The sequence below is a fragment of the Curtobacterium sp. PhB128 genome, from assembly GCF_004340725.1.
Taxonomy (GTDB): domain Bacteria; phylum Actinomycetota; class Actinomycetes; order Actinomycetales; family Microbacteriaceae; genus Curtobacterium.
The window spans coordinates 84,361-104,762 of the sequence record NZ_SLUR01000002.1; the positions used below are offsets into that span (position 1 = coordinate 84,361).

17 protein-coding genes and 1 tRNA gene are annotated in these 20,402 nt (G+C 70.4%); 12 read left to right on the forward strand and 6 right to left on the reverse strand.

Annotation, left to right across the window (positions count from 1 at the left end):
- Positions 1-49: 49 nt before the first annotated feature.
- Positions 50-1,471, forward strand: a complete 1,422-nt coding sequence (locus EDF23_RS04410) for an APC family permease (RefSeq protein ID WP_123937135.1) — start codon at positions 50-52, stop codon at positions 1,469-1,471.
- Positions 1,472-1,490: 19 nt separating this feature from the next.
- Entirely contained in the window at positions 1,491-2,855 is a 1,365-nt protein-coding gene (locus EDF23_RS04415) for an NAD-dependent succinate-semialdehyde dehydrogenase (RefSeq protein WP_131920777.1), read from the forward strand.
- Between the two features lie 84 nt (positions 2,856-2,939).
- Here the strand turns inward: EDF23_RS04415 and EDF23_RS19110 are convergent, their stop codons facing one another.
- From EDF23_RS19110 to gabT, 4 genes are read right to left on the reverse strand one after another with little or no spacing between them, the layout of a single operon-like run.
- A complete protein-coding gene (locus EDF23_RS19110) occupies positions 2,940-3,101 on the reverse strand; it encodes a hypothetical protein (RefSeq protein ID WP_159572952.1) in 162 nt (53 codons plus the stop codon).
- Positions 3,102-3,137: 36 nt separating this feature from the next.
- Entirely contained in the window at positions 3,138-4,526 is a 1,389-nt protein-coding gene (locus EDF23_RS04420; RefSeq protein WP_131920779.1) for an NAD(P)/FAD-dependent oxidoreductase, read from the reverse strand.
- The gene (locus tag EDF23_RS04425; protein ID WP_131920781.1) at positions 4,523-6,055 is read right to left on the reverse strand and encodes an NAD-dependent succinate-semialdehyde dehydrogenase; all 1,533 of its coding nucleotides are present in this window, start codon (positions 6,053-6,055) and stop codon (positions 4,523-4,525) included. The genes EDF23_RS04420 and EDF23_RS04425 overlap by 4 nt, the downstream gene beginning before the upstream one ends.
- Entirely contained in the window at positions 6,052-7,413 is a 1,362-nt protein-coding gene (gabT, locus tag EDF23_RS04430; RefSeq protein ID WP_123937131.1) for a 4-aminobutyrate--2-oxoglutarate transaminase, read from the reverse strand. The genes EDF23_RS04425 and gabT overlap by 4 nt, the downstream gene beginning before the upstream one ends.
- A gap of 92 nt (positions 7,414-7,505) precedes the next feature.
- Between gabT and EDF23_RS04435 the strand changes: the two genes are divergently transcribed.
- Positions 7,506-9,041, forward strand: a complete 1,536-nt coding sequence (locus EDF23_RS04435) for a PucR family transcriptional regulator (protein ID WP_131920783.1) — start codon at positions 7,506-7,508, stop codon at positions 9,039-9,041.
- 20 nt (positions 9,042-9,061) lie between these two features.
- Entirely contained in the window at positions 9,062-9,679 is a 618-nt protein-coding gene (locus EDF23_RS04440) for a TetR family transcriptional regulator (protein WP_133938095.1), read from the forward strand.
- Here the strand turns inward: EDF23_RS04440 and EDF23_RS04445 are convergent.
- Positions 9,662-10,363 (reverse strand): NUDIX domain-containing protein, encoded by a 702-nt coding sequence (locus EDF23_RS04445; RefSeq protein ID WP_131920786.1) that lies wholly within the window; start codon positions 10,361-10,363, stop codon positions 9,662-9,664. The genes EDF23_RS04440 and EDF23_RS04445 overlap by 18 nt on opposite strands.
- Before the next feature lie 58 nt (positions 10,364-10,421).
- On the opposite strand from EDF23_RS04445, the gene EDF23_RS04450 reads away from it, so the two are divergent.
- Positions 10,422-10,901, forward strand: coding sequence for a hypothetical protein (locus tag EDF23_RS04450; RefSeq protein WP_131920788.1), 480 nt, complete (start codon positions 10,422-10,424; stop codon positions 10,899-10,901).
- Between the two features lie 86 nt (positions 10,902-10,987).
- Here EDF23_RS04450 and EDF23_RS04455 read toward each other — a convergent pair.
- Positions 10,988-11,074 (reverse strand) — tRNA-Leu (locus tag EDF23_RS04455).
- An 86-nt stretch (positions 11,075-11,160) separates the two neighbouring features.
- Between EDF23_RS04455 and EDF23_RS04460 the strand changes: the two genes are divergently transcribed.
- The 7 genes from EDF23_RS04460 to pknB all read left to right on the forward strand — a co-directional run bounded on the left by EDF23_RS04460 (position 11,161) and on the right by pknB (position 20,376).
- Positions 11,161-11,841: a DUF3662 and FHA domain-containing protein gene (locus EDF23_RS04460; RefSeq protein ID WP_131920790.1), complete on the forward strand. Its 681-nt coding sequence runs from the start codon at positions 11,161-11,163 to the stop codon at positions 11,839-11,841.
- The gene (locus EDF23_RS04465; RefSeq protein ID WP_111083697.1) at positions 11,838-12,389 is read left to right on the forward strand and encodes an FHA domain-containing protein; all 552 of its coding nucleotides are present in this window, start codon (positions 11,838-11,840) and stop codon (positions 12,387-12,389) included. Before EDF23_RS04460 ends, EDF23_RS04465 begins: the two co-directional genes overlap by 4 nt.
- A 6-nt stretch (positions 12,390-12,395) precedes the next feature.
- Positions 12,396-13,754, forward strand: coding sequence for a Stp1/IreP family PP2C-type Ser/Thr phosphatase (locus tag EDF23_RS04470; RefSeq protein WP_111083696.1), 1,359 nt, complete (start codon positions 12,396-12,398; stop codon positions 13,752-13,754).
- Positions 13,751-15,193 (forward strand): FtsW/RodA/SpoVE family cell cycle protein, encoded by a 1,443-nt coding sequence (locus EDF23_RS04475; RefSeq protein WP_123292931.1) that lies wholly within the window; start codon positions 13,751-13,753, stop codon positions 15,191-15,193. Before EDF23_RS04470 ends, EDF23_RS04475 begins: the two co-directional genes overlap by 4 nt.
- Positions 15,190-16,644, forward strand: a complete 1,455-nt coding sequence (locus EDF23_RS04480) for a penicillin-binding protein 2 (protein WP_111083694.1) — start codon at positions 15,190-15,192, stop codon at positions 16,642-16,644. The genes EDF23_RS04475 and EDF23_RS04480 overlap by 4 nt, the downstream gene beginning before the upstream one ends.
- Entirely contained in the window at positions 16,641-18,422 is a 1,782-nt protein-coding gene (locus EDF23_RS04485) for a protein kinase (protein WP_131920792.1), read from the forward strand. Before EDF23_RS04480 ends, EDF23_RS04485 begins: the two co-directional genes overlap by 4 nt.
- A 133-nt stretch (positions 18,423-18,555) precedes the next feature.
- On the forward strand, positions 18,556-20,376 hold the full coding sequence (gene pknB, locus EDF23_RS04490; RefSeq protein ID WP_131845192.1) for a Stk1 family PASTA domain-containing Ser/Thr kinase: 1,821 nt from the start codon (positions 18,556-18,558) through the stop codon (positions 20,374-20,376).
- Positions 20,377-20,402: the final 26 nt, after the last annotated feature.

A 20,402-nucleotide genomic window follows, 5' to 3' on the forward strand; every position in this document is an offset into this window, starting at 1 on the left:
CCAGCTCCGGCGCTGCCCATCCCCCGACCCAGCAGGGAAGTCCACGCACATGGCATCACCGACCGCGGTCCCCACACCGACAGCACCGGCAACACCTGCGCGCGGCGGTTCCCTGAAGCGGAGCCTCGGACTCTGGGCGATCGTCGGCCTGGGCCTCGGCTACATGACCCCGACGGTGGTGTTCGACACCTTCGGCATCGTCTCCGGGCAGACCGACGGCGCCGTGCCGAGCGCGTACCTGATCGCGCTGGTCATCATGGCCCTGACGGCGATCAGCTACGGGAAGATGGTCCGGGTCTACCCGGCGGCCGGTTCGGCCTACACGTACGTGCGGGAGTCCATGCACCCGAACCTCGGGTTCATGGTCGGCTGGGCGTCCCTGCTCGACTACCTGCTGCTGCCGATGGTGAACGCCCTGATCATCCGGCTCTACCTGGAGCAGGTGTTCCCGGCACTGCCGTCGTGGGTGACGGTCGTCGTCTACACGGTGTTCGTGACGACGGTGATCTGCCTGTCGATGCGGGGCACGTCGAACCTGAACATGGTGCTGCTCATCGGCGCGATCCTGGCGATGATCGCGTTCGTGGTCTTCACGGTCATCGAACTCGTCCACGGTGCCGGGGCCGGCACGATCGCGAGCACCGAGCCGTTCGTGCACGATGGCGTGACGATGTCCGCCCTGCTCACCGGTGCGACGGTGGTCTGCTTCTCGTTCATCGGCTTCGACGCCGTGACGATGTACACGGAAGAGGCGAAGTCGATCCGGATCATGCCGAAGGCGATCATGCTGACGGTGCTGCTCGGCGGCGCGATCTTCCTGGTGTCCGCGTACTTCGCGCAGCTGCGGTTCCCGACGAACACCCCGTTCGGCGAGTTCACCGACGACCCGCTCCCCCAGATCGGCCTGCTCGTCGGTGGCCCGGTGTTCCAGGCGGTCCTGGTGTCGGCCGGGTTCGTCGCCGCGTTGGCGTCGGGGCTCGCCTCGCACGCGAGCGTCGCCCGCATGCTCATGGTGATGGGTCGGAACAACGTCCTGCCGAAGCGGGTGTTCGGCTACGTCAACCCGCGCACGCACACCCCGGTGTTCAACGTGGTCTTCGTCGGGGCGGTCACGCTGCTCGCGATGAGCTTCTCGCTCGACACCATCTCGTCGTACATCAACTTCGGCGCGCTCGTCGCCTTCACCTTCGTCAACGCGAGCGTCATCGTGCACTTCGCCGTCCGGCAGGGCCGCCGCCACACCGCGGGTGACCGGTGGAAGTACATCGTCCTGCCCGGCCTCGCGATGGTCCTGACGGGGGTGCTCTGGTCGCAGCTCCACGCCGACGCACTGATCGCAGGAGGAGTGTGGGCTGCGATCGGCTTCGCCTACCTGCTCGTCATCACGAAGGGCTTCCGGGTGCTGCCGAAGAGCTTCGACGAGAACCAGCCGGTTACCGGCGTCAACAAGCAGCTGACCGACCAGGCCTGACCCACCACGAGAGGACGCCATGTACGCCGTCACCGACCCCACCACGGGCACGACCCTCGAGACGTTCCCGACCATCACCGACGACGAGCTGCGCGCCGCCGTCACCACCGCCCACCAGACCCACGGCGAGTGGGGCCGCACCAGCACCGTCGCCGACCGCGCGGCCCTGCTCCACCGCGTCGCGGACCTGTACCGGGAGCGTCACGCCGACCTCGCCGCCACGATCGTGCGCGAGATGGCGAAGCCGATCGACCAGGCCGAGGGCGAGGTGGACTTCTGCGCCGACATCTACGACTACTACGCCGACCACGCCGAGGAGTTCCTCGCCGACCAGCCGATCACCCTGGCCGACGGCTCCGAGGGCAGCGCCTTCATCCGGAAGTCGTCGATCGGCGTGCTGCTCGGCATCATGCCGTGGAACTTCCCCGCCTACCAGATCGCCCGGTTCGCCGGTCCGAACCTGCTCATCGGCAACACGGTCCTGCTCAAGCACGCACCGCAGTGCCCCGAGTCGGCCCTGGCGATCGAGCGCATCTTCCACGACGCCGGGTTCCCCGAGGGCGCGTACACGAACGTCTTCGCGACGAACGACCAGGCCGCAGACGTCATCGCCGACCCGCGCGTGCAGGGGGTCTCGCTGACCGGGTCCGCCCGCGCCGGTGCCGCCGTCGCCGAGATCGCCGGCCGGAACCTCACGAAGGTCGTGCTCGAGCTCGGTGGGTCGGACCCCTTCATCGTGCTGTCCACCGACGATCTCGACTCGGTCGTCGAGTCCGCCGTCACGACCCGCCTCGAGGGCAACGGGCAGGTCTGCAACGCCCCGAAGCGCTTCCTGGTGGTGGACGACCTGTACGACGATTTCCTGGCGAAGTTCACGACGGCCATGTCCGCGGTCTCGCCGACGGACCCGTCCGTGCCCGGTGCCGAGCTCGGCCCGCTGTCGTCCCGGACCGCCGCGGACCGGCTGCAGGAGCAGCTCGCGTCCGCCGTCGCGCAGGGTGCGACCGTCGTCACCGGTGGTGACCGCCAGGGCAACGCCTACGTGCCGACGATCCTCACCGACGTCACGCCGGACAACGACGCGTACCGCGAGGAGTTCTTCGGCCCCGTCGCCGCCGTGTACCGCGTCGCCGACGAGGACGCCGCCGTCGCACTCGCCAACGACACCCCGTACGGCCTCGGCTCGTACCTGTTCACGACCGACGCCGACCAGGCACTCCGCGTCGCGGACCGGCTCGAGGCCGGCATGGTCTACGTCAACATCGTCGGCGCGGACAGCCCCGAACTGCCGTTCGGCGGCGTCAAGGGCAGCGGCTTCGGCCGCGAACTCGGCCCCCTGGGGGCCGACGAGTTCGTCAACAAGAAGCTGATCCGCATCGGCTGACGGACGCTCTGGACCCGGCTCCACGACGGACGGGAGGCACGGTGCCAGCTGGCACCGTGCCTCCCGTCTGCTCGTCGGTCGCCGCTACTGCTGCGGGTCGGCGGGCTCGCCGCCGGAGTCCGTGTCGCTGTCCTGCGCGGGGTCCTTCGTCGCGTCGCCCGTGGGCGACCCGTCGGGCAGGTCCTCGGTGTACTGCGCTTCGGCCTCGCTGGGGTCGCTGGATCCGTTCGCCGTCGTGTCGCTCATGGCCCGGACGCTACGCGCGGTCGGCGCTGCACCCGTTCAGACGGACGAGGCGGCAGCGCCCGAGCCGGCGGCGACCGGGGTCACGGCCAGGATCTCGTCGGCGACCTCACGCCCGATCCGCACCGCACCGTCGACGTGCTGGTACCCCTGCCCGGCCAGGTCGCTCGACGCGAACCGGATCGGACCGACGGCTGCACGCTGGTCGGCGCCGTAGCGGACGAGCCCGCCCAGGTCGAAGCTCGCCGCGTAGGCGCCGCGGGTCCACTCCTCGGTGCCCCAGTCGCTCTCGTAGTACACGACCGGGCGCAGGGCCTCGTCGCCGTAGTAGTGCGCGAGCGATGCGAGCACCCGGGCCTTCCGTTGCTCGACCGACAGCGCGAACAGGTCGTCCGCGTGCTGGTCGGAGACGAACCCGACGAGCGTGCCCTGCTCCGAGCCGTGCTCGGTGTTGTCGTACGCCTCGTGCACGACCTCGTACGGGCTGAACGCGGTGCCGGAGAGCCCGGCGCCGCGCCAGAACGGCCGGTCGTAGACGGCGTGCACCTTGATGACGAAGCCCATCGACAGGTGCTGGTGCAGCTGGTGCTGGCGACGGGGCAGCGGGGGTTCGTACGAGATCCGCGAGTACAGGGGCGGCGGCACGGCGACGAGCGCCTGCCGGGCGTGGACCTCGAGACCGCCGTCGGCGAGCGCGACGACCCCGTCGTCGGTCCAGCGCAGGGTGCGCACCGGCGCGTCGAGGTGCACGGCGTCACCGAGGCGCTCCGCGAGGCGTTCCGACACCTGCTGCATCCCGCCGACGACGCGCTTGTCCAGGATGAAGTCGGCGTCGACCAGGTTCGTGAAGCTCCCGGCAGAGGCAGCCATCAGCAGGGCCTGCAGTGCCGAGAACGCGTGTGCCGGCTTCGTGAGCATGGCGCCGGCGATGAACAGTTCGACGTTGTCGGTGGCGACGCGGTCGTCGCTCAGCGTGTGGAGCCAGGCGCGGAAGGAGACCTCGTCGAGTGCCGCCGCGTGTGGGGACTCCCACGGACGCGCGGGGTCGACCGCTGCGACGTACTCGTCGACGACCGTCACGAGTCGCTCGATCTCGTTCGCCGTCGCCTCGGGCAGCGGGAAGATGTCGCCGGTGTACTCGGTGCGGGTGCCCTCGGCGTCGACGTAGACGCTGGAGCCCTCGCGGTACCGGTCGTACGTGTCGAGCCCGAGTTCGTCGAGGGTCTCGAGCAGCGCGGTCTGGTCGGGCGAGACCCACTGGCCACCGATCTCGAGCGTGACCCCCTCGATGTCGTTCGTCCAGGTGCGGCCCCCCACACGGTCGCGCGCCTCGAGCACCGTGACGGTCAGTCCCGCGGCGCGCAGGCGGTTCGCGGCGGTCAGGCCGGTGACACCGGCTCCGATGACGACGACGTCGCTCTCGATCATCGTGCTGCTCCTTCGGTGGTGGTGCTCCGGAACGGGCCCGGGGTCAGCGTGTACATGGTCTCGAGGTACTCGGCGATGCCCTCGCCGCCGCCCTCGCGGCCGAGGCCGGACTGCTTCACCCCGCCGAACGGGGCCGACGCGTTCGAGACGACCCCGGTGTTGAGTCCGAGCATGCCGGTCTCGAGCCGCTCCATCAGGCGCTGGCCGCGGGCCGGGTCCTCGGTGAACGCGTAGCCGACCAGACCGTACTCGGTGTCGTTGGCGGCGGCCACGGCCTCGTCCTCGGTCCGGAACGTCCGGATCGCCAGGACGGGTCCGAAGATCTCGTCGCGGAGCAGGTCGCTGCCGGGCTGCACGTCGGTCAGGACCGTGGGCGCGTAGAAGGTGCCGGGGCCGTCGACCGGGTGTCCGCCGGTGCGGAGCGTCGCCCCGCGGTCGAGCGCGTCGGTGACCAGGCGGTGCGCCTTGTCGACGGCACGGTCGTCGATGAGCGGTCCGATGGCGACGCCGTCCTCGGTGCCGCGTCCGACCCGCATGGCCTCGACGCGTGCGGTCACCCGGCGCGTGAACTCGTCGACGACGTCCTCGTGCACCAGGAACCGGTTCGCGGCGGTGCAGGCCTGCCCGGTGTTGCGGAACTTGGCGGCGAGCGCGCCCTCCACGGCCAGGTCGAGGTCGGCGTCGGCGAACACCAGGAACGGGGCGTTGCCGCCGAGCTCCATGCTCGTCCGGAGCACGTTCTGCGCCGCCTGGGCGAGCAGTGTGCGTCCGACCGGCGTCGAGCCCGTGAAGGACAGCTTCCGGAGCCGGGGGTCGGCGATCACCGTCGCGGAGACGTCGGCGGCCCGCGTGGTCTGCACCACGTTGACCACCCCGGCGGGCAGACCGACCTCGCGCAGCAGGTCGACGAACAGCAGGGTCGTGAGCGGCGTCAGTTCGGCCGGCTTCACGACGACCGTGCATCCGGCGGCGAGCGCCGGTGCGATCTTCCGGGTCGCCATCGCCAGCGGGAAGTTCCACGGCGTGATGAGGAACGCGGTGCCGACGGGCTTGTGGGAGACGGTGGCACGGCCGGTGCCCTCCGGGTTGGTGCCGTACGAGCCGCCGATCCGGACCGCTTCCTCCGAGAACCAGCGCAGGAACTCCCCGCCGTACGCGACCTCGCCGCGGGCCTCGGCGAGCGGCTTGCCCATCTCGAGCGTCATGAGCAGCGCGAACTCCTCGCGCCGTTCCTGCAGCAGGTCGAACGCGCGACGCAGCAGCTCGGCGCGGTGCCGCGGCGGTGTGGTCGCCCAGCCCGTCTTGGCCGCTTCCGCGGCGTCGAGCGCTCGGACACCGTCCTCGGGGGTTGCGTCGGCGATGTCGAGCAGCGTCTCGCCGGTGGCGGGGTCGACGACGGCGAAGGTCCGGCCGTCGGCCGACGGCTGCCATGCGCCGTCGACCAGGAGGCCCGTGGGGACGCGGGCGAGCAGCTCGCGTTCGGCGTCGGTGCGGTCGGCCGCGGGGGCGGTGGTGGTGCCGGTGGTCATGCTGTTGCGAGTCCTTCCAGGACGACGTCGAGTCCCTCGTGGAGCAGGGCGTCGTCGATCGACAGTGGGGGCAGGAACCGGACGACGTTGCCGTACGTGCCGGCGGTCAGCGCGATGACGCCGTGCTCGAACGCGGACCGCACCACCTTCCCGGTCAGTGCTGCGTCCGGTTCTCCGGTCGCGGGGTCCACGAGTTCCATCGCGACCATCGCGCCGCGTCCGCGGACGTCGCCGATCCGCGGGTCGGTCGTCTGTGCGGCACGGAGTCGTCCGAGCAGCACGTCCCCGATCTCGCGGGCTCGGTCGATCAGCCCGTCGTGCTCGAACGCGTCGATCGCGGCGAGGGCGGCAGCGCAGGCGATCGGGTTGCCGCCGTAGGTGCCGCCGAGCCCGCCGACGTGCGCGGAGTCCATGATCTCGGCGCGCCCGGTCACGGCGGACAGGGGCAGACCGCCGGCCATGCCCTTCGCGGTCGTGACGACGTCCGGCACGATCCCCTCGTGCTCGCTCGCGAACATCGACCCGGTGCGCGCGAAGCCGGTCTGCACCTCGTCGGCGATGAGCACGACGCCGTTCGCCGTGGTCCACTCGGACAGGGCGGTGAGGAACCCGGGCGCGGGGACGACGAACCCGCCCTCCCCCTGGATCGGCTCGATGAGCAGCGCCGCGGTGTTCGCCGCGCCGACCTGCTTCTCGATCTGGCTGATCGCGCGCTTCGCCGCCTCGGGCCCGGAGAGCCCGTCGTGGAACGGGTAGGACATCGGCACCCGGTAGACCTCGGGCGCGAAGGGTCCGAAGCCGTCCTTATAGGGCTGGTTCTTCGCGGTGAGCGCCATCGTGAGGTTCGTGCGGCCGTGGTACGCGTGGTCGAACACCACGACGGCCTGCCGACCGGTGTGCTTGCGGGCGATCTTCACGGCGTTCTCGACGGCCTCGGCGCCGGAGTTGAACAGCGCCGTGCGCTTCTCGTGGTCACCGGGGGTCAGCCGGTTGAGTGCCTCGGCGACCGCGACGTACCCGTCGTAGGCGGCGATCGTGAAGCACGTGTGGGTGAAGGCAGCGACCTGCTCGGTGACCGCGGCGACGACGGCGGGGTGCGCGTTGCCGACGCTGGTCACGGCGATCCCGGACCCCAGGTCGACGAACGAGTTGTCGTCCGCGTCCACGACGACCCCGCCACCGGCCGCGACGACGGCGATCGGCACGGCGACGCCGACCCCGGCTGCGACGGCTCCGGCCTTCCGCGCCATGAGCTCGCGTGACCGGGGGCCGGGGACGGCCGTGACGAGCCGTCGTTCCTGGGGCAGCGAGGGGCCGCCGGTGGGCGCACTGATCGAGGGTGCTGCGGTGGAGGACATGCGGCGATGGTAGGAGCCTGCGGTGACCACGGCGGCTGTCCACCGTGTACATCGAGCACCGGCCCGATCGCCCCGGTGGATAAGGTGCTCCCATGCCCGCGACGCTGCGTTCCCTGTTGCACCGTGCCGACCTCCGCCTCCGCCCGCTGACCGACGCGGACACGGACGCCCTCGACACACCGCTGTCGTGGCTGCACAGCTCCGACCTCGAGGACCCGACGCCGTTCCTGGCCGACGGGCAGGGACTGCTGACCACGGGCACCCAGTTCGGCGCCGAGGCCGAGGTCCCGGAGGACGTCGCCGGCCCCTACGTCCGCCGACTCGTCGAGCGGGGCGTCGTCGCACTCGGGTTCGGCACCGAGGTCGTCCGCGCCGGCACCCCGGACGCCCTCGTCGCCGCCTGTTCGCAGCACGGACTCCCGTTGTTCGAGGTGCCCTACGAGACCTCGTTCATCGCGGTCGCGCAGGCGAACGCCGAAGCGGTCGCCCGCGACGCAAACGCCCGGAACGCCTGGGCCCTCGCCGCACAGCGGGCGATCTCGCTCGCGGCGATGCGCCCGGACGGACTCGGCGCCACGATCGCCGAGCTCTCGGGGCAGCTCGACGGCTGGGTCGGGCTCTTCGACGTGTCGGGGCGCCTGGACCGTGGGCACCCGGCGGACGGCGTGCCCGCGCAGGACCTCGAGCTGCTCCGGAGCGAGGCACTGCGCCTGCTGCGCGCGGGACAGCGGGCGAGCCTGCCGGTGACCACCGAGCACCACACCGGGTTCACCCTGCAGACCCTCGGCAGCGGTGGCCACCTGAGCGGCGTGCTCGCGATCGCGAACGGCGGTGCGCTCGACCGCGCCGGTCGTGAGGTGGTGACGTCCGTCATCGCCCTCGCCGGACTCGCGCTGCAGCAGAACCGTGAGCTGGCCCGGGCACGCGGGCTCCTGCGCACCGGCCTGCTCACCATGCTCTCGGTCGGCGATCCGGAGGTGGTCCAGTCGACGTCGCGCGAGGTGTGGGGTCCCCTGCCCGCCGAACCCGTCCGGATCGCGGCCCTCGACGTCGACGACCACGATCTCGACACCGTCGTCGACCTGCTCGAACTGTGGGTGCAGGACCGGCCCGGACAGCTCTTCTTCGCCGTCGACGACGCCCTCTTCCTGTGCGTGAGCGCCGACGACACCGCGATCGTCGAGGAACTGGTCGGGCGCTTCGACCTCCGGGCCGGCCTGTCGGACGGTGCTGCGTACCGGTCGTTCGGCCGCGCTCGCACCGAGGCCGTGCAGGCCCTGGACCGTCGGCGCGAAGGACGACCGGGCACCACCGAGTTCGGCGACCTCGCCCGGGAGGGCGTCCTCGCACACCTGGCCCACGTGGACGTCGACGCCGGAGCCGTCGCCCGCGCGTTCCTCGCTCCACTGCTCGAACACGACCGGTCGGCGGGCACCGAGCTCACCCGCACCGTCCGCGCCTGGCTCGAGCAGAACTGCGAGTACGACCGCGCCGCCCAGGTGCTCGGCATCCACCGCCACACCGCACGCTCCCGGGTCGAGCACGCCGGCCGACTCCTGGACCGCGACCTCTCCGTCTTCGCGACCCGGGCCGACCTATGGGCGGCGTTCGTCGTCGAAGGCGCGTGACCCGCGGATACGGTGGGACGATGCCGTCGACACCGGCCCGCCGGCGCCTCAGCCCGGCCGAACGCGGATCCCAGATCACGGCGGCCGCCGTCGACCTGGCGCGCGCCGAGGGCCTCGCGGCGGTGACGCTCCGCGGGGTCGCCGCCGTGATCGGGGTCGCGCCGTCGCTCGTCGCCCACTACCGCCCGAGCATGGAGGACCTGGTCGGCGAGACGTTCCGCACCGTCGCGACAGCCGAGGTCGCCGAGGTCCGCGCGATCGTCGGCGCTGCGCCCGACCCCGTCTCCGGCCTCCGCACCCTGCTCGGCTGCATCGCCGATCCCGCGCGCGACGACGTCGCCACCCTGTGGGCCGACGCGTGGAGCATCGGCCGCACGAACGCGGCGCTGGCGACCGCGGCACGGGACGTCATGGACGACTGGCAGCTCCTCGCGACCACGGTCGTCGTCGACGGGGTGCGCGCGGGCGTGCTGCGGACCGACGACCCGGACGGCGTGGGACGCCTGCTCTTCGCGCTCGTCGACGCCACCAACGGGTACGCCCTGGTCGACTACCTCGATCGACCGACCCGCGAGGGCCTGGTCCGCACGACGATCGCCCGAGCGGTGGGCCTGGACGGCTCAGCCCTGTCGGGGTGACACCCGCCGCGGTGCCACTGACCGCAATGCCACCCACTGCAGCAGCATGATCGTCTTGCCGTCGGCGATCCGGCCGTCCTCGACCATCGCGAGGGCCTCGTCGAGTGCCAGCTCGAGCACCTCGATGTCCTCGCCCTCGTCCTCGACCCCGCCGCCCGCCTCGACCCGGTCCGCCGGTGTGTAGGCACCGACGTAGAAGTGGACACGCTCGGTGACCGAACCGGGGCTCATGAAGACGTCGCCGACGCGCACCAGGTCGCCCAGCCGGATGCCGAGCTCCTCGGCGGCCTCGCGGCGGACGGCGGTCTCGGGGTCGTCCTCGTCGAGCAGCCCCGCCGCTGCCTCGATGAGCATGCCGTCCGGGTGCCCGTTCACGTACGCCGGCCACCGGAACTGCCGGGTGAGCAGGACGGTACGGCGCTCGGCGTCGTACGGCAGCACGGTGGCGCCGTTCCCGCGGTCGTAGGTCTCCCGCTGCTGTCGGTCCCACCGGCCGTCCCGGCGCCGGACGTCGAGCGTGGTGCGACGGAGCACGTGCCAGCCGTCCGACACGACCTCGACGTCCCGCACGACGACGTCGGGGTTGCGGTCGAGGTCACGGCCGACGGCGTCGAGTCCGGTCCGCCCACGGGCATCGGGGACGTCGACACCGGGACGAGGGGCTGCTGCACGATCATCGGTCACCTGGTCACGCTAGCGGGGCGGCTGCTCGCACGACCTGCCCGCCCGGTACCGTGCAGCCATGACCAGGACACCGTTCACCCGTCGCCCGGACCGACCGCAGGTCGTCACCGTGTCGTTCGTGCTCTGGCTCGTCTGGGTCGCGGTCTGCCTGGTGGCGACCGTCCTGCAGTTCGTGGCGGGAACGGGCGGCAACGCCATCGGCACGGTCCTGACGGTGCTCGTCGCCATCGTGGTCTGGGGACTCGTCGGGTGGGCGGTCGTCCGCACGGCCGCCGGTTCGCGGGTGGCACGCATCGCGCTGGTCGTCATCGCCGCGGCCCGTGCGGTGCTCAGCCTCACGAGCGGCGAACTCGGACTCCTGACGATCGCGCTGTCGGTCGTCGCCGCGGTCCTCCTCTTCCTGCCCAGCGCGCGCCCGTTCTTCGCACCGAGCGATGCGGGAAGAACCGACCACGGGGTCTCCGGACCCGGCGTGTCGGGGTCGAGCCGCGCCTCCTGGCCGGATCCCGACCACGCGACGGACGGCGATCGGGCCTGATCCGCCCACCGGCGACGGCCGCTCCGGTACGTCCTGGAAGAACACGAGAGGCCCCGGATTCCTCCGGGGCCTTTCGCTGTTTCGCCTGGTGCGCGAGGGGGGACTTGAACCCCCACGCCGTTTCCAGCACACGGACCTGAACCGTGCGCGTCTACCAATTCCGCCACTCGCGCCAGCCCCAAAACACTACCACGCACAGACTGCCCCCTGCGCCAACCACTACCATGCAGTGGTTGACGACCGACGACTCTGGAGACACATGGGCCTGCTGGACAACTTCGAGCGAGGGCTGGAGCGCGCCGTGAACGGCGCGTTCGCGAAGACCTTCCGCTCCGGTGTGCAGCCGGTCGAGATCTCCAGCGCCCTGCGCCGTGAGCTCGACACGAAGGCCGCCGTGGTGTCGCGAGAGCGCATCCTCGTGCCGAACGAGTTCACCGTGCGCCTCGCACCGCCGGACTTCACGCGCATGAACGACGTCGGTCGTCCGCTCATCGACGAACTCACGCAGATGGCCCACCAGCACGCCGTCGCGCAGAACTACTCGTTCTCCGGACCGGTCACCATCCGGCTGCAGCAGGACGGCACCCTGTCGACCGGCATCCTGCAGATCGACTCCACCACGGTGCAGCGCGACGTCGCCTGGATCGCCGTGATCGACATCGGCTCGCAGCGCCACCGCCTGCAGCGCGGACGCACCGTGATCGGCCGTGGCAGCGACGCCGACATCACCATCGCGGACACCGGGACGAGCCGGAAGCACGTCGAGGTCCTGTGGGACGGCAAGCACGCCCAGGCCACGGATCTGGGCTCGACGAACGGCTCGAAGCTGAACGGACAGCACTTCCAACAGGCGATCGTGGAGCCGGACTCCACCATCGAGATCGGTCGTACCCGTATGGTGTTCCGGGTGATCCCGGAGAACGACGGAGGTGCTCGATGACCACAGGCCTGACCCTGCTCGTCCTGCGCTTCGCGTTCCTCGCGGTGCTCTGGCTGTTCGTCTTCGTGATCGTCTTCGCCCTGCGCAGTGATCTCTTCGGCCAGCGCGTGCGCACGATCCCCACGGATTCCAAGTCGGCTCCCTCCGGCCCGACGACCCCGACGATCCCCGCAGCGGCGGCGCCGGCAGCGGCCTCGGGTGGTGCGTTCACCGACCTCATCGGGCAACCCACGGCGGCGACGCAGTCGCCCTCGCCGGCAGCGGTGCGCCTCGTGATCACCGAAGGCGCGCGTGAGGGCATGGAGATGCCACTCGGCGGCGGGCCGATCACGATCGGCCGCTCCAGCGAGTCCAACGTCGTGATCCGCGACGACTACACCTCGACCAACCACGCCCGGCTCGACCTGCGCGCCGACGGCTGGCTCCTCACCGACCTCGAGTCCACGAACGGCACCTTCGTCAACGGTCAGAAGGTGAGCGCTCCCCTGATCGTCGCGGAGCGCACGCCGATCACGATCGGGACGACGACGTTCGAGCTGCGGCGGTAACCCGGCATGACCGCTCGCACGTTGAGCGCCGCTGTGTCCCACGTGGGCCGCATCCGCGCGAACAACCAGGACTCCGGCTACGCCGGGGCGCACCTGTTCGCGGTCGCGGACGGCATGGGTGGGCACGCCGGAGGCGACGTCGCCTCGGCCATCGCGATCCGGCGCATCAGGGAGGTGGACCGCGAGTTCCCCTCGGCCCACGACGCCGAGTTCGCGCTGCAGTCGGCCCTGATCGCCGCGAACCAGCTCATCACCGAGACGGTCTTCGAGCACCAGGAACTGACCGGCATGGGCACCACGGTGTCCGCGATGATCCGGGTCGGTGAGCAGATCGCGATCGCGCACATCGGTGACTCGCGCATCTACCGCCACCGCGACGGCGAGCTGCAGCAGATCACGTCGGACCACACCTTCGTGCAGCGCCTGGTCGACAGCGGCCGGATCACCCCGGAGGAAGCCGCGGTCCACCCCCGTCGCTCGGTGCTCATGCGGGTGCTCGGCGACGTGGATGCGGCACCCGAGGTCGACACCGCGATCATGGACATCCAGCCGGGCGACCGCTGGCTGCTGTGCTCCGACGGCCTGTCGTCGTACCTGGCCGAAGAGCGCATCCGGCACGCCCTGGCGTCGAACATGGACGCCAACCAGGTCACGCAGCGCCTGGTCAAGGAGACCCTCGACCACGGCGCCCCCGACAACGTCACCGTCGTCGTCATGGACGTCACCGCGGACGAGGTCGACGACGACGACGACGCGGCCACCACCGTCGGGTCCGCGGCCGCTCCCCTGACCTTCGAGGCCTCGACCGGTCGCAAGCCGATCCGCCTCCCCACGATCCTGCTGCACCCGCTCAAGGTCACCACCGCCCCGGAGGACTCGCACTTCGAGCCCGAGTCCGACCAGTTCTTCGCGGAACTCATCGCCGAGGACCGCCGACGCCGCATCCGACGCCGGGTCTCGTGGACGGTCGCGCTCGTGGTGGCGGTCGCTGCCCTGGTCGGGGCCGTGTTCCTCGGCTGGCGGATCACCCAGGACCACTACTACGTCGGCACCGACCGCGGCACCGTCGCGATCTACAAGGGCGTCCAGCAGTCGATCGGACCACTGGCGCTGTCGGACGTCTACGAGGACACCGACATCACCGTGTCGATGCTGCCGGACTACACCCGCGAGAACGTCCGCTCGACGATCAACGCGCAGTCGCTCGACGACGCGCGGGACATCGTCGACCGACTGCGCAAGGCCGCCGAGACCGGGCAGGACCAAGCCGGTACCGGCGGTGACGGCGGATCCACCTCGTCACCCTCGCCGTCACCGACCCGGTCGTCGACGCCCTCCCCGTCCCCGACCCGGGGCTCGCGATGAGCAACGCCACCGCCCAGTCGTTCACGCAGGCGATCACGATCAAGCTCCGTGAACCCGCCCGTGCTCGGAACCTCGAGCTCGTGCTGCTCGTCATCGCCTGCGGCATCTGCGCCGGCGCGATGGTGCTCGTGCAGCTCGGCACCAAGGGGCGACTGTTCGACACCTCGGTGCTGTGGGTCGGCGGGGGCATCCTCGGGCTCGGGCTCGTGATGCACGTCGTGCTGCGGGTCGTCGCCAAGAACGCCGACCCGTTCGTCCTGCCGATCGCCCTCGTGCTGAACGGCATCGGCATCGCGGAGATCTACCGCATCGACGTCCACAACGGCCTGACCGGCTGGGACGCCATCGGTGTGAAGCAGATCGTCTGGACGATGCTCGCGATGGTCCTGGCGATCATCACGCTGCTGGTCGTCCGGAACCACCGGTTCCTGCAGCGCTACCGCTACATCTTCATGTTCCTGACGATCGCGCTGCTGCTGCTGCCGATGCTCCCCGGCATCGGCTACGCACCCGGCGGAGCACGGGTCTGGATTCGCGTCGGACCGTTCTCGTTCCAGCCGGGCGAACTCGCGAAGATCACCATGGCGCTCTTCTTCGCCGGGTACCTCGTCACCGCGCGCGACTCGCTGTCGATCGTCGGCAAGAGATTCCTCGGCATGACGTTCCCGCGTGCCCGCGACCTCGGCCCGATCCTGGTGATGTGGGGCGCCGCGATGGCGGTCCTCGTCTTCCAGCGCGACCTCGGCACGGCGCTGCTGTACTTCGGCCTGTTCCTCGTGATGATCTACGTCGCGACCGCGCGCATCAGCTGGGTGGCCATCGGCCTCGTGCTGTTCGTCGGCGGCGCCCTCGTCGCGCAGAGCGTCCTCGAGTACGTGCACGGCCGCTTCGAGCAGTGGCTCGACCCGTTCAACCAAGAGGTCTTCAGCCGCGACACCCAGGCGAGCTACCAGCTCGTGCAGGGACTGTTCGGCTTCGCGAACGGCGGCATCACGGGCACCGGCCTCGGCCAGGGGCGCCCGTACATCACGCCGGTCGCCAACGCGGACTACATCATCGCCTCGCTCGGCGAGGAGCTCGGCCTGATCGGTGTCTTCGCGATCCTGGCGCTCTTCATCGTGCTGGCCTCGCGCGGCATCCGCGTCGGGTTCATGGCGCAGGACGACTTCGGCAAGCTGCTCGGCGTCGGCTTCGGCTTCGTGATCGCCCTGCAGGTGTTCGTCGTCGTCGGTGGCATCACCCGCGTGATCCCGGTGACCGGCCTGACCACGCCGTTCATGGCCGCGGGTGGTTCCTCGCTCATCGCCAACTGGATCATCGCCGCGATGCTGCTGCGACTCACCGATTCCATCCCAGCCGAACAACGCGTCCAGCAGGGCGCGATCCCCGCCGCGAGCGGGCGGTCCGCGCGCGCGACCAGGAAGGAGCGTCGTCGATGAACCGACAGCTCCGCGGTGTCTCGACCGTCATCGTGCTCATGTTCGTCGCACTCTTCGTGTCGACGACCTCGATCCAGTTCTTCTCGGCGGACACACTCCGCGCCGACTCCCGCAACTCGCGCACCATCTTGGACAGTTACTCGACCAAGCGTGGCGCGATCCTCGTCGACGGCAGCCCGATCGCCGAGTCGACCCCCGTGGACGACCAGTACGAGTACCAGCGCAAGTACACGAACGGCGACCTGTACTCGGCGGTCACCGGGTACTTCACCATCGGCCAGGGCAACACCGGCATCGAGAGCGCGGAGAACACCGTGCTCTCCGGCAACTCCGACGCCTCGTTCTTCCAGAACCTCAACTCGATCCTCACCGGCCAGGACGTCCAGGGCGACAACGTCAACCTGACGATCGACCCCGCCGTGCAGCAGGCCGCGTACGACGCCCTCGGCACGAACAGCGGCGCCGTCGTGGCCATCCAGCCGAAGACCGGCAAGATCCTCGCGATGGTCTCGAAGCCGAGCTACGACCCGAACACCCTCACCTCGCACGACACCGCGAAGGTCAAGGAGCAGTACGACGCCCTGCTCGGCGCCTCGTCGTCCCCGCTGCAGAACCGCGCCATCGGCGGCGACCTGTACACGCCCGGATCCGTCTTCAAGCTCGTCGTGGCATCGGCGGCGCTCGAGGGCGGCAAGTACAACCTCGACTCGACGTTCCCGAACCCGTCGCGCCTGCAGCTCCCCGGCACGAGCTCGTACATCAACAACGCCGAGGGTGGCACGTGCGGGGGCGGCGACAAGGTCAAGCTCCGCACGGCCATCCAATACTCGTGCAACATCCCGTTCGCCGAGCTCGGACAGAAGCTCGGGTACGACGCGATCAAGAGCATGGCCGACAAGTACGGCTTCGGTGACGCCATCGAGGTCCCGATGTCCGCGACCGCCAGCCAGTACCCCGAGGTCGACTCCACCGCGCAGCTCATGCTCAGCGCGTTCGGCCAGGCGAGCGTCCGGGTGTCCCCGCTGCAGATGGCCATGGTGTCGGCCGGCATCGCGAACGGCGGCAAGGTCATGCAGCCCTCGCTCGTCGACTCGATCACCACGAGCGACCTGAAGACGGTCGAGTCCTTCTCCCCGAGGCAGTACAGTGATCCGCTGTCCTCCTCCGAGTCCGCTGACCTCACCGAGGCCATGCAGAGCGTCGTGAACGCCGGGACCGGAACGAATGCCAAGATCGACGGTGTCGACGTCGCAGGGAAGACGGGCACGGCCGAGGGCGGAACAGGCGATCCCTACACCCTCTGGTTCACCGGGTTCGCGCCCGCGAAGGACCCGGAGGTCGCCGTGGCGGTCGTCGTCGGAGACGGCGGCGGGCTCGGCCAGTCGGGAGTCGGCAACACAGTCGCGGCCCCGGTCGCGAAGAAAGTCATGGAGGCGGTGCTGAACAAATGAGACCCACCAGCGGACTCACCTTCGGTGGGCGGTACCAGCTCTCGTCCCGGGTCGCCATCGGCGGCATGGGAGAGGTGTGGCAGGCCACCGACCTCGTCATCGGCCGAACCGTCGCACTCAAGATCCTCAAGGACGAGTACCTCGGCGACCCCGGGTTCCTCGAGCGCTTCCGCGCCGAGGCCCGGCACGCTGCGCTCGTCAACCACGAGGGCATCGCCAACGTCTTCGACTACGGCGAAGAGGACGGCAGCGCCTACCTCGTGATGGAGCTCGTCCCCGGCGAAGCGCTCTCGACCATGATCGAGCGCGAGCACACGCTGCCGGTCGACAAGGTCCTGGACATCGTCGCGCAGACCGCGAACGCCCTGCAGGCCGCGCACGCGGTCGGTCTCGTGCACCGCGACATCAAGCCCGGCAACCTGCTCATCACGCCGGACGGCCGCGTCAAGATCACCGACTTCGGCATCGCACGCATCGCCGACCAGGTCCCGCTCACCGCGACCGGCCAGGTCATGGGCACCGTGCAGTACCTCTCGCCCGAGCAGGCGAGCGGGCACCCGGCGTCGCCGTCGACCGACATCTACTCGCTCGGCATCGTCGCGTACGAAGCCCTGGCGGGTCGTCGTCCCTTCACGGGCGAGTCGCAGGTCGCGATCGCGATGGCGCACATCAACGAGCAGCCGCCGGCGTTGCCCGGGGACATCCCCGAGCCCGTCGCCGCCCTCGTGATCTCGTGCATCGCGAAGAAGCCCGCCGATCGTCCCGCCACCGCCGCCAACCTGGCGCGCGCCGCACAGGCGCTCCGCCGTGGTGACGTCGCGGCGGCCACCGTCGCCGTCCCCGCCATCGCACAGGGCGGCACCGTCGCGTTCAACCCGCCGCAGGGTCAGGGCAACGACGCTGCCACCGCGCTGCTCGGCACCCAGTCCGGTGCGGCCGCCGGCGGTGCCGGTGGACCCGTCGGACCGCGCTCCCCGGCGACGGACGAGCCCGAGGAACCGAAGAAGAAGCGCGCCTGGATCTGGTGGGTCGTCGGCACCGTCGTGGTGCTCGCCATCGCCGGTGTCGTCGGAGCGTTCGCGCTGAACGGTGCGGCCGACCCGGACCCGACCCCCTCGAACTCCGCGTCGAGGACCCCGCGTCCGACCACGACACCGTCCGAGACCCCGTCCCAGACGCCGGTCGACACCCGCGTGACGGTGTCGGCAGCCGACTACACGGGCCAGAACGCCGAGCAGGTCGCGAACCAGCTCCGCGGTCGGGGCCTGGTCGCCGAGGTCGTCGCCGGTTCGAACGCGACGTCCTCCGACCAGGTCGGCACCGTCGAGTCGCTCAGCCCCGAGGGCAGCCTCGAGCAGGGCACGACGGTGACGATCAAGGCGTTCGGCGACGTGCTGACCGCCGAGGCGCCCGAGCGTGCCACCGGTGGGTCCGTGAGCGACTCCGGCCGCGTCACGTTCAGCTGGCCGTCCTACGACAAGTGCCCCGCCGGGTACTCCGACGTGAGCTACACGTACACGATCGACAACGGTACGGTCCCGTCGAACGGCAGCAGCTCGGGCTCGACCTCCGGCACGGCGGTCACCGTCGCGGCGGCGCAGTCCGGCACGGTGACCCTGTCGTACAAGGTGACGTGCAAGTCGCCGCAGTCCGGCACCGCGGTCGTCTCCGACTCGTCGCCCGGGGCGCAGGTCACCTGGACCGAGCCCACCGAGGAGCCCACGACCGACCCGAACGACGGCATCGACCCGACCGACGCCCCGATGGACGGCAACTGAACGACCCCCGGACGGGGACTGTCGACACCGTTCGGTAACGGTTCGGTCGACCCCTCCCTGACCAGCGTCTCACCAGGTGGTGCTGCCGTACACTAGCCCGGACGGACAGACGGAGGAGTACGTGCCAGAAGGTGTGACCGCGGGGATCACCCTCCTCGCCAACCGTTACGAGATCGGTGATGTCATCGGCCGAGGCGGCATGGCAACCGTGCACCTCGGCAACGACACCCGTCTCGGTCGCAAGGTCGCGGTGAAGCTCCTGAAGCCGAGCCTGGCCAACGACCCGGCGTTCCGCACCCGGTTCCGGCAGGAAGCCCAGGCCGCCGCACGTATGGCGCACCCCACGGTCGTCCGCGTGTACGACGCCGGCGAAGAGACCGTGACCGAGACCTCGGGCGCCGAGGTGCAGGTCCCCTTCATCGTGATGGAGTACGTCGAGGGCCGCCCGCTCTCCGACATCATCGCCGAGGGCGCCGTCGCTCCGGCCGAGGCCGTCCGCATCACCGAGGGCATCCTCACCGCGCTCGAGTACTCCCACCGCGCCGGCGTCGTGCACCGCGACATCAAGCCCGCCAACGTCATGGTCACGCACAGCGGCCAGGTCAAGGTCATGGACTTCGGCATCGCCCGAGCCATCACCGACACCTCCGCCACGGTCGCGCAGACCACGTCGATCCTCGGCACTGCGTCGTACTTCTCGCCGGAGCAGGCCCGTGGCGAGACCGTCGACGCCCGCACGGACATCTACTCCACCGGTGTCGTGCTGTTCGAGCTGCTCACCGGCCGTGCGCCCTTCCTCGGTGACACCCCGGTGGCGGTGGCCTACCAGCACGTCAGCGAGCAGCCCGTCGCCCCGTCGTCGATCACACCAGAGGTGTCCCCGGCACTCGACGCCGTGACCCTGCACGCCCTGGTCAAGGACCGCACGCGCCGCTTCCAGAACGCCGCCGAGTTCCGCTCGGACCTGCAGCAGGCCGCTGCGGGCCGAGTTCCGGCATCCACCAAGAAGATCCAGCAGAACGCGGCGAACGACGCTTCGACGGTGCTGTTCGGGGTCGACCCGCGCACCACGTCGAACCCCGCCGCGGCGTTCCGCGAGCTCGACGACGACACTGCTGAGCACCGCCCGCAGCGCACGCAGAACCGTCCGCCGGTGGCGTGGATCTGGGTCGGCATCCTGCTGACGGTCGCGGTCATCGTCGGGGTCGTGTTCTTCGTCGCGAACCTGCAGCCGGGCAAGCCACCGGTGTCGTCGTCCGTGAGCGTGCCGAACGTCACCGGGTCGACCTTCAGTGCCGCGTCCACCGCCCTCGAGAAGAAGGACCTGACGGCCGTCAAGGTCGAGGAGAACTCCGACTCGGTCGACAAGGGCACGGTCATCCGCACCGACCCGGGCTCCGGCATCAACGTGGGCCGGAAGTCCAGCGTCAACGTGGTCGTCTCCCTCGGCCCCGAGCGGGTCCCGGTCCCCGAGCTCAACGGGCAGTCCCAGGCAGCGGCTCAGCAGGCACTGGACGATGCCGGCTTCCGCGTCGGCGCGATCAGTTCCGACTACTCGTCCGACGTGCCAGAGGGCACCGTGATGAGTTCCGACCCCGAGTCCGGTTCGCTCCACACCAAGGGCATCGTGATCAACCTCACGGTGTCCAACGGCAAGGTGCAGCTGCCGAACGTCACCAACCAGCAGTTCTCCGAGGCGAAGGCGTCGCTCGAGCAGCTCGGCCTCACCGTCACGCCGTCGCCGTCGTACTCGTGCACGGGTGGCCTCGTGACACAGCAGGACACCCCGCAGGGCGATGTCGCCCAGGGCAGTGCCGTCGCCCTGACCTACTGCGCCGCGTCGAGCCAGCCGACCCACGCCCCGTCGTCCGACAACGGGAACGACAAGGGCGACAACGGGGACACCGGTGGAGACAACGGGGACACCGGCGGCGACAACGGCGACGGTCGCTGACCGTCCCGATCAGGAACGACGCCACC

Bases quoted from the DNA above. Each gene is read 5' to 3' on its own strand.
- EDF23_RS04410 (WP_123937135.1), top strand. From the start codon at position 50: ATGGCATCACCGACCGCGGTCCCCACACCGACAGCACCGGCAACACCT.
- EDF23_RS04415 (WP_131920777.1), top strand. From the start codon at position 1,491: ATGTACGCCGTCACCGACCCCACCACGGGCACGACCCTCGAGACGTTC.
- EDF23_RS19110 (WP_159572952.1), bottom strand. From the start codon at position 3,101: ATGAGCGACACGACGGCGAACGGATCCAGCGACCCCAGCGAGGCCGAA.
- EDF23_RS04420 (WP_131920779.1), bottom strand. From the start codon at position 4,526: ATGATCGAGAGCGACGTCGTCGTCATCGGAGCCGGTGTCACCGGCCTG.
- EDF23_RS04425 (WP_131920781.1), bottom strand. From the start codon at position 6,055: ATGACCACCGGCACCACCACCGCCCCCGCGGCCGACCGCACCGACGCC.
- gabT (WP_123937131.1), bottom strand. From the start codon at position 7,413: ATGTCCTCCACCGCAGCACCCTCGATCAGTGCGCCCACCGGCGGCCCC.
- EDF23_RS04435 (WP_131920783.1), top strand. From the start codon at position 7,506: ATGCCCGCGACGCTGCGTTCCCTGTTGCACCGTGCCGACCTCCGCCTC.
- EDF23_RS04440 (WP_133938095.1), top strand. From the start codon at position 9,062: ATGCCGTCGACACCGGCCCGCCGGCGCCTCAGCCCGGCCGAACGCGGA.
- EDF23_RS04450 (WP_131920788.1), top strand. From the start codon at position 10,422: ATGACCAGGACACCGTTCACCCGTCGCCCGGACCGACCGCAGGTCGTC.
- EDF23_RS04460 (WP_131920790.1), top strand. From the start codon at position 11,161: ATGGGCCTGCTGGACAACTTCGAGCGAGGGCTGGAGCGCGCCGTGAAC.
- EDF23_RS04465 (WP_111083697.1), top strand. From the start codon at position 11,838: ATGACCACAGGCCTGACCCTGCTCGTCCTGCGCTTCGCGTTCCTCGCG.
- EDF23_RS04470 (WP_111083696.1), top strand. From the start codon at position 12,396: ATGACCGCTCGCACGTTGAGCGCCGCTGTGTCCCACGTGGGCCGCATC.
- EDF23_RS04475 (WP_123292931.1), top strand. From the start codon at position 13,751: ATGAGCAACGCCACCGCCCAGTCGTTCACGCAGGCGATCACGATCAAG.
- EDF23_RS04480 (WP_111083694.1), top strand. From the start codon at position 15,190: ATGAACCGACAGCTCCGCGGTGTCTCGACCGTCATCGTGCTCATGTTC.
- EDF23_RS04485 (WP_131920792.1), top strand. From the start codon at position 16,641: ATGAGACCCACCAGCGGACTCACCTTCGGTGGGCGGTACCAGCTCTCG.